Here is a 7,054-nt window from a genome sequence, read left to right as displayed (position 1 = left end):
CGGGTGAGCCCGGCCGCGTTGATGCGCAGGGAGTCCTCCACCAGGTCCGCCAGGTTGACCGACTCGTGGACTCGGGGCGTCCGGGCGTAGTTCTGTTGCACCTTGACGATGTCGCCGATGTGCTCGGTGTAGCGGCCTACGTCATTGAGCAGCGTGACGATCTCCTGCTGGTCGTTGATGAGCTTCTGCCCGAGCTTGTTGAGGAAGGGCATGAGGTGGCGACCGCGCTCGTCCTGGGAGAGGAAGGTGGGCAGGTCGCCCTGGCGCTCCTGGAGCATGTTGGCCACGCGGCCCACGTTCTCCAGACGCATGTCCGTCACCCGCTCCTTGGCAACCTGGGCGGACGTGTAGACGCTGTTGAGCACATTGCCCACGTTGTGCAGCACGTTGGTGGCGATCTCCGCCATACCGGCCTGTCGGGCTGTCTTCACGAGCTGCGCATGGACGTCCTTGAGCTCGCGGGTGCGCTCCTCGACGCGCTGCTCCAGTCCTTCGTTGGCGTGACGCAGCTCCTCCTCGCGGCGCTGGACCTTGTCGGCCATGAGCCGGAAGGCCTGGGCGAGTTGTCCCAGCTCGTCCCGGCGGGAGGTGTCGAGCTCGACGTTGAAGTCGCCCGTGGCCACCCGGGCGGTGGCTCGGGTGAAGGCAAGCAGCGGGCGGGTGATCTGTTGCTGGAGCACCCAGTACATGATGACGAGCTCCAGCAGCAGCGAGAGCAGGCCGAGCAGCAGCACATAGTGGGCGGCCTGGACGGCGGGCTGGGACACCACGCCCTCGGGCAGCACGGTGACGAGGTTCCAACCAGGGCCTCGCAGCCGCGCCACGGCGAGGAACTCGTCGTGCTCCAGCACTTCCAACACCTTCTGCTCGGGCGAACGGTGCTTCACCCGCTCGAGGATGTCGCGCAGGTGGGCCTGCTGCTCCTGGGTGTTGTCGTCCTTCAGCTTCATCCCGGGGGAAGCGATGAGCTCGCCGCTTTCGCGAAGGAGCACGTTGTAGGCACCGGGCAGGTGGTCGTTGACGGTGCGCGCCATCAACTCCTCGAGAAGGACGTCATGGCTGAGCGTCGCGACATGGCGGCCGTCCAGGTCCAGCGGCGTGGAGACCGTGACCAGCGCGCTCTTGACGACCTCATCCATGTAGACGCCGGACCAGGCCGTCTTCCTCTCCGGGTTGTTCTCGGGGAGGCTGATGGGGAAGTACTCCTGGGCGATGAGCGAATCCGTGGGCGCGGTGTCCAGCGTCAGGGTGGGGCGCTCGGGCCAGTAGACGATGAGCGGCCCTTCCGGCAGCGTGATGAAGGTGTCCGTGAAGCGGGTATGGAATGCGGGCCCGTACTGGGTGAGCACGTCATGCGAGGCCAGGATCCTGCGGCGCAGGTCCGCATTCACGGTCACGCCCCTGGGAACGAAGAGGCCCACCATCCGGGTGCCGTCGAAGCCCTCGGGGCGGCTGCGGACCGTGCCGTCTGGCAGGTGCACGAACAGGCGGTCGAAGCGGGCGTCGACCTCCTGCTCGGGGAGGGCCCGGATCCGCTCTTCCAGGGCCTTCTTGAGGACGGCATGGTTGTCTTCCGCCAGCAGGAAGATGGCCTCTTCACGCTGGCCACGCTCGGAGACGTGCTGCTCCAACTGCGCCAGGGCCTCGGTGCGCAGGGAGTGGCGGATGTGGAAATAGCTGACGAGCGTGGTCAGTGCGATGATGACTCCGATGCGCACGCCCATCTTGAGGAGCGTCGAGCGGGCCAACGGGGCTCGTGGGCTGGAGGAAGGTCGCATGGTGGCCTGCCGACCTGAGTTCACCGCGCGCGGGCACACGCCCACCCGGTTGCTCGCCCGCCCGTGCCGGAGCACGTTCAACGGAAGGTCGACTGTGACCCCTTGGACACAAACTGAGTCCTGGGAATTCCTCGCATGAGCATGCAAGGAATTGCTCGCAAGGCCGCCACTAGGCGCTGCTGGAGAGCAGAGGGTTGAGCCTCTCCCTGGGGTGAGGGCTGTCTGCCCCGTCAAACCCTTTTCAGAAGAGGGCTCCCTCCAATGTCAAACCTTTGTATAGGGTTTGGAGGAGAAGTACAACCATGGTGGGGAAGGCACTGCGCCTCCTGAGCCAGCAGGCAGGCGTTGCCAGGCAGGGGACGGGAGTGCTCCAGCGAGCACTCCGTCCCTCGCCCACCCTCACAGTCGATACGAGAGCTTCAGCCCACCGATGGCGAGCGCGCGCTCGGCGCCGAGCAGGGGGAGGCTCGCGCCCAGCTCCGCGCCGAAGTGCTCGCCCGCGCGGAACCGCAGCCCGATGGCCGGGGCCACGTAGTCGAGCACGTCCCGGTGCCCGAAGTGGACGTTGGCATCGAGTACGGCGGCAAAGCCGCTGCAGAGGGCGTACTCGGAGCCGACGTTCACCAGGAAGCCAGCGCGCGGCATCGCGGCCGCGGCACCCAGGCCCGCGGACACGTCCGCGCCCGCATACCCGTGCACCTCGAAGCGGGGGGTGGGGCGGTACAGCACCGCGGCCCCGAGTTCCCCGCCCAGCGTCCGCGTGCGCGGGCTCGCGAAGGACGTGGGGAGCTGCAGCCGCACGCTCGGGGACACCACGAGCGCCCCCCGCGTCAGCGCCACGTACGTGGCCCCGGCGGTGAGCTGCCCGAGCGTCAGCCGGGTGCCCGTGAGGGTGGCGTTCTGGACGAACTGGAAGCGGGGGACCTCCAGGGTGGCGAAGACCTCCAGGTCCGGGCGCAGGGCATAGCTGCCGGACACCAGGCCCGCGGCGGTGACGGCGCCATAGAAGTTGGCCGTCTCCACGATGGCGCCCCCTTGGACGCCCAGGCCCACCTCCGTGCGAGGGCAGGCCCGGCGGCCGGTGGCGACATCGGCGGACAGGAAGCCGAAGGGCACGGGGCCCTCGGCGAGCGCGGGGGCGATCCACTGCTCACACGCGCCTTCCGCGCGGGCGGAGGCGGGCACGAGCAGCAGGGCGGCGAGCGCGACGAACAGTCGGGACATGTTCACGGTGTTCCCTCGATTCACGGAGCGGCCACGCCGGGGGCATCGAAGCGGCCGTTGCCATTCCGGTCGAGGAGGAAGGGGTTGGTGAAGGCCATCGGGTAGCCGCCGGTGACGACCTGGGCGAAGTGGAACACGGGGTCCGCCTCGCTGGAGGGCGGCGTGGGCGTCTTCAGCGGGCCGTAGGAGGCGCCCTTGGCGATGTCGTTGCGGTCCGCCACGCCATCTCCGTTGTTGTCGCCGGTGTCGGGGATGCCGTCCGGCCCCTCGCCACCGGGGCCACCGAAGTCCGCGGCGGGCGGCAGGCGGCGGCCGGCCTCCACCACGAGCCAGGCGTCGCCGGCGCGGGTGACCAGCTCGGACAGGGCGAGCGTGCCCTCGTAGCGCACGAGGCCCTCGGCGCCGAACGGGTCCGTCGGGTGCGAGAGCGCCGAGGCGTCCAGCGTCTTCACGACGGAGCCGTTGACGATGATGCGCACCTCCTCCACGGGCACCCAGGGGGCGGCGGAGACCTTGAGGCGCAGCTTCGCGTCCGCCGAGGGCACCAGCGGAGTGAGCCCGTAGCGCCGGGGCCCGGTGGCGGTGTCCACGGTGGCCTCGATGACGGGGCCGTTGGTGCCGAAGGAGGCGCCGGACTTCAGGGCGGCGTTGAAGCGGGCGGTGTCGAACCCGGGGCCCGGCCGGGTCTCCGTGTAGACGATGTTGCGCGGCAGGCCCACGGTGTTGTCGGTGAGGCTGTGCGAGTCGCTGTTGGCGGTGCCCGTCACGAGCTGGCCCTGGCCGAGCCCGTAGAACCAGAAGGCGCGGTAGGGCAGCAGCATGTCGTTCTGCGTGCCGTTCATCACTTCCTGGGCGTGCTGGCCGTTGTTGGCGAAGCCGCCCTTGGGCGCGCGCACGTACATGCCGGCGTTGGTGCCGTCGTCCCTGGCGGGCAGGTTCTTGAGCGTGTTGAGCGCGAGCGCGCGCGGGTAGCCCAGGTCCCGGCCGAACTCGGCGTCCGACCACGGGTGGTTGAGCTGCGCGAGGAACTGGTCGCGCAGGGACTCCGGGGCGCTGGCCTTCACGCGGTCGAACAGCTCGCCGGGCTCGACGAGCTCGTCCGACGGAGCGCCGTTGCGCGGCTTCGTCGGGTCGTACTGGAGCGGCCAGAAGTTGTAGTGGCCCACCACGAGGGGCAGGGTGGAGCCGGGGCGCTTCATCCAGAGGATGTGGCCGGTCGTCTCCAGGCCCACCACGGTGCTCATCTTCTCCTGCAGGCCCAGGCTCCGGACGATCTGCCCGTAGTCGTAGATGACGTCGTGGTCGGTGGAGACGACGACCTCCAGGTCCGTGGCGGCGAAGGACAGCACGCGATCCATGTCGGGCAGGGAGCTGTCGAAGCTGGCGGCGCCGTGCACGTGCAGGTCCGCGCCCACGGTCCCGAGGGGCTGGAGCGCCAGCCTGTGCAGGACGAGGTCCACGGTGGTGTCCTTGGCGCCGAGCAGCACGGTCTCCCGGTCGATCGTCCAGAAGGGGCCCTTGAAGGCGTAGACGTAGAAGCGGCCCATGGGGGCGTCCACGGTGGCGGTGCCGTTGTGGACGAGGAAGCGATTGCACGCGGGTGAGGGGCCCGCGGGCGAACCGAGCCACGGCGCGCAGGTGCCGAAGCGACCGTGCAGGCTGCCCTCGGTGTCCTTCTGGGTGGTGTCGTCCACGGGGACGACGAAGACCTCGGCATCGAGGGGCTCGCCGGTGATCCAATCCACCACCCTCACGGTGAGCCGGGAGAGGGAGGACACGGCGAGCGTCCCCACGTCCGTGTCCGTCCGCACGTCGTCGAGCTGCCGATCGGCCACCTTGCGGCCGAAGGCATGCAGCTCCACCACGTAGTCGCGGCCGGCGGGCACGCGGGCCTGGAAGCGGCCCTCCTTGTCCGGCGTCACCTGCGTCCACGGGATGCGGGTCTTCGGGTCGGCGGCGAGCTCGCCCTCGCTGATGAAGACACTGACCTCGCGGCCCGCGCCGAGCGGCGCGTTCACCCGCTGCACCGTCCCGCGCAGCGTCACGTACTGCTCGCCATGGAGCTGCTGCCGGGCCTCCAGGGCCAGGTCCGCGGCGGCGCCCAAGTCCCCGCGCTCGGACACGGCGAGGAAGCGCTCGTAGACGAGGTAGTCGCGCGGCTGCACCACCGTGCGCGGCAGGCCCGAGGAGGAGATCTGATCGCTCTGGAAGCCCTCGAGCAGGTTGGCCTCGCCGCACGCCACCTCGGCATAGCTGGCGGCCGGGTCGGAGGCCATCGCGGCCGTCAGGTAGGGGAACTTGCCGAAGGCATCACCGATGGTGAGCAGGCTGAAGGACGGGTGCTGGTAGCCCGTGCCCGCCGAGGGCGTGAAGGGCAGGGCCTCGCGGCCGCTCCAGTAGAAGCCGTCCGACAGCGCCCAGAGCTGCGGATCCACGGAGGTGTTGAGGACCTCCGTGCGCACGCGGATGCCCGGCTCGCACGGGCGCATCTCGTAGACGGTGTGGACGGGGAACTCGGGCTTGCCGTCGAGCGTGCCACGCAGCTGCACGGCCACGCGGGTGGGGCGCTCGTCGAGGAGCTGGACCGAGGTGTAGCGCACCGCGTCCCCGGGGAGGATGCCCACCACGTGGAGCACCTGGTTGAGGCCGTCGTTGTCCTTGCCGCGGGCGCTCAGGTCGAGCAGCGAGCCACCGTTGGGATCCAACAGGTGGTTGTTGCCGATGCCGGCGATGACGGCCACCGCCCGGTCGTTGCCCAGGAGGATGTCACCGCGGGCGCCGAGGGCGTTGAGACCGCCGGGCACGGTGGAGGCCCCGGTGCCGGGGCCGTTGCTGCCGGCGCGGCGATCCTCGGGGGTGAGTATGCGGAGCTCCAGCTTCGAGCCAGAGGCGGCTTCACAGGAGTAGCTCAGCTTCTCGCAGGGGCTGGCGACACGGCAGCCTTCTTCATTGCCGAGGCAGCTCTCCTTCTTGCAGCCGGCGAGCGTGAGCCCGGCCAGTGCGAGGCACAGGGCCAGGAGGCGAAGGGGGGAGGACATGGTTGACCCTTGTATCAACCTCCGAGGTGGTTCCTCCAGTAACTCAGCCCGTGTGCGGCGTGGCAGGAGTCGCCGATGAGGTCCAGGTAGAGCTGGTAGTGCGTCGCCTTCAGTGACTCCATGTCTCGGAAGGCGCCCGTGGCGTCGAGCCGACGCGCCGCGCCATCGAGCAGTCCGCGCGCCAGCTCCACCGCTCGGGCCTGCTCGGGCGAGGGCTTCCAGCCCGTCTCCTCGCGGTAGCGCCCGAGCGCCTCGAGGAAGTGCCCGTAGAACTTCACCATCTGTATGAGTACGGGGAGTCGGTAGGCGGGGGGGGCGGAGGTGAGGGCGGCGTCGTACTGCCGGGACTCGGAGCCCAGCCGGTAGAAGAGGACGTCCACCTGGGTGTCCAGGCGCGAGCCCCACGCCTTGCGCACGGCGGGGTGGCGCGCGTGGGTGGTGACGGCCTGGAAGAGGTGCAGTCCGCCACAGGGGTGCGTGTAGATGCCCTGCTTGCGCTTGGGGACCTGTGGCAGTCCGGCCTTCATGCCGGCGAGCAACTCCGCCTGCTCGCGCTCGAGCAGGGCGAGGGCCTCGTCCATCACCGCGTCGAGGCGGATCGTCTCTCCGGCGCCCGTGGTGAAGGTGGCACCGGGGGGCAGCGCATGAGAGAGGGCATCGAGCGTCCAGGCACCATGGGGTGAGAGGGCGGACTCCCGGCGGAAGTCGCGCTTCAGGTCCTCCACGAGGGCGCCGAGGGTGACGGGGCCCCAGCTCGCACGGAAGGAGTACGAGGGCGGGTAGCCCGCGAGCAGCAGCGTCTTCACCAGGAGGTTGGGGTGGGGCTCCACGGGCGTGCCATCGGCGGCGAAGGCCTCGAAGCGCAGGTCCACATGGGGGGCGTTGCCCTCGCGACGGAGGAAGTCCGCGAGGATGACGTCCGCGGCGAGGCGCCCATCGCGGGCCTTGAAGGCGCGGCCCTCCAGGGCGATGCCATGGGCGAGGGCCCAGGGGTTCTTCGGCTCGGCGGCCCAG

General features: G+C 69.9%; 4 protein-coding genes. All 4 read right to left on the bottom strand.

Features of this window, described 5'->3' with window-relative positions; all coding sequences use genetic code 11:
* Positions 1-1,724 (bottom strand): HAMP domain-containing protein (locus tag VF697_RS18445; RefSeq protein WP_331096780.1); only part of this gene is annotated, 1,724 nt, incomplete at its 3' end.
* A gap of 453 nt (positions 1,725-2,177) precedes the next feature.
* Positions 2,178-3,002, bottom strand: coding sequence for a hypothetical protein (locus VF697_RS18440; protein WP_331096778.1), 825 nt, complete (start codon positions 3,000-3,002; stop codon positions 2,178-2,180).
* A gap of 20 nt (positions 3,003-3,022) precedes the next feature.
* Complete coding sequence (locus VF697_RS18435) at positions 3,023-6,040, bottom strand: CehA/McbA family metallohydrolase (protein ID WP_331096777.1); 3,018 nt, start codon at positions 6,038-6,040, stop codon at positions 3,023-3,025.
* Between the two features lie 14 nt (positions 6,041-6,054).
* The coding region (locus VF697_RS18430; RefSeq protein WP_331096775.1) for a hypothetical protein at positions 6,055-7,054 on the bottom strand (1,000 nt) is incomplete at its 5' end.

Origin of the sequence: Archangium sp., assembly GCF_036388035.1 — a bacterium.
In the GTDB taxonomy this organism is placed as follows: Bacteria; Myxococcota; Myxococcia; order Myxococcales; family Myxococcaceae; genus Archangium.
Note: the sequence above shows the minus strand (reverse complement) of the source record. Positions and strands in the feature narration are given on the sequence as shown.

Excerpts from the sequence above, each read along its gene's own strand:
- VF697_RS18440 (WP_331096778.1), bottom strand. The coding sequence starts at position 3,002 with ATGTCCCGACTGTTCGTCGCGCTCGCCGCCCTGCTGCTCGTGCCCGCC.
- VF697_RS18435 (WP_331096777.1), bottom strand. The coding sequence starts at position 6,040 with ATGTCCTCCCCCCTTCGCCTCCTGGCCCTGTGCCTCGCACTGGCCGGG.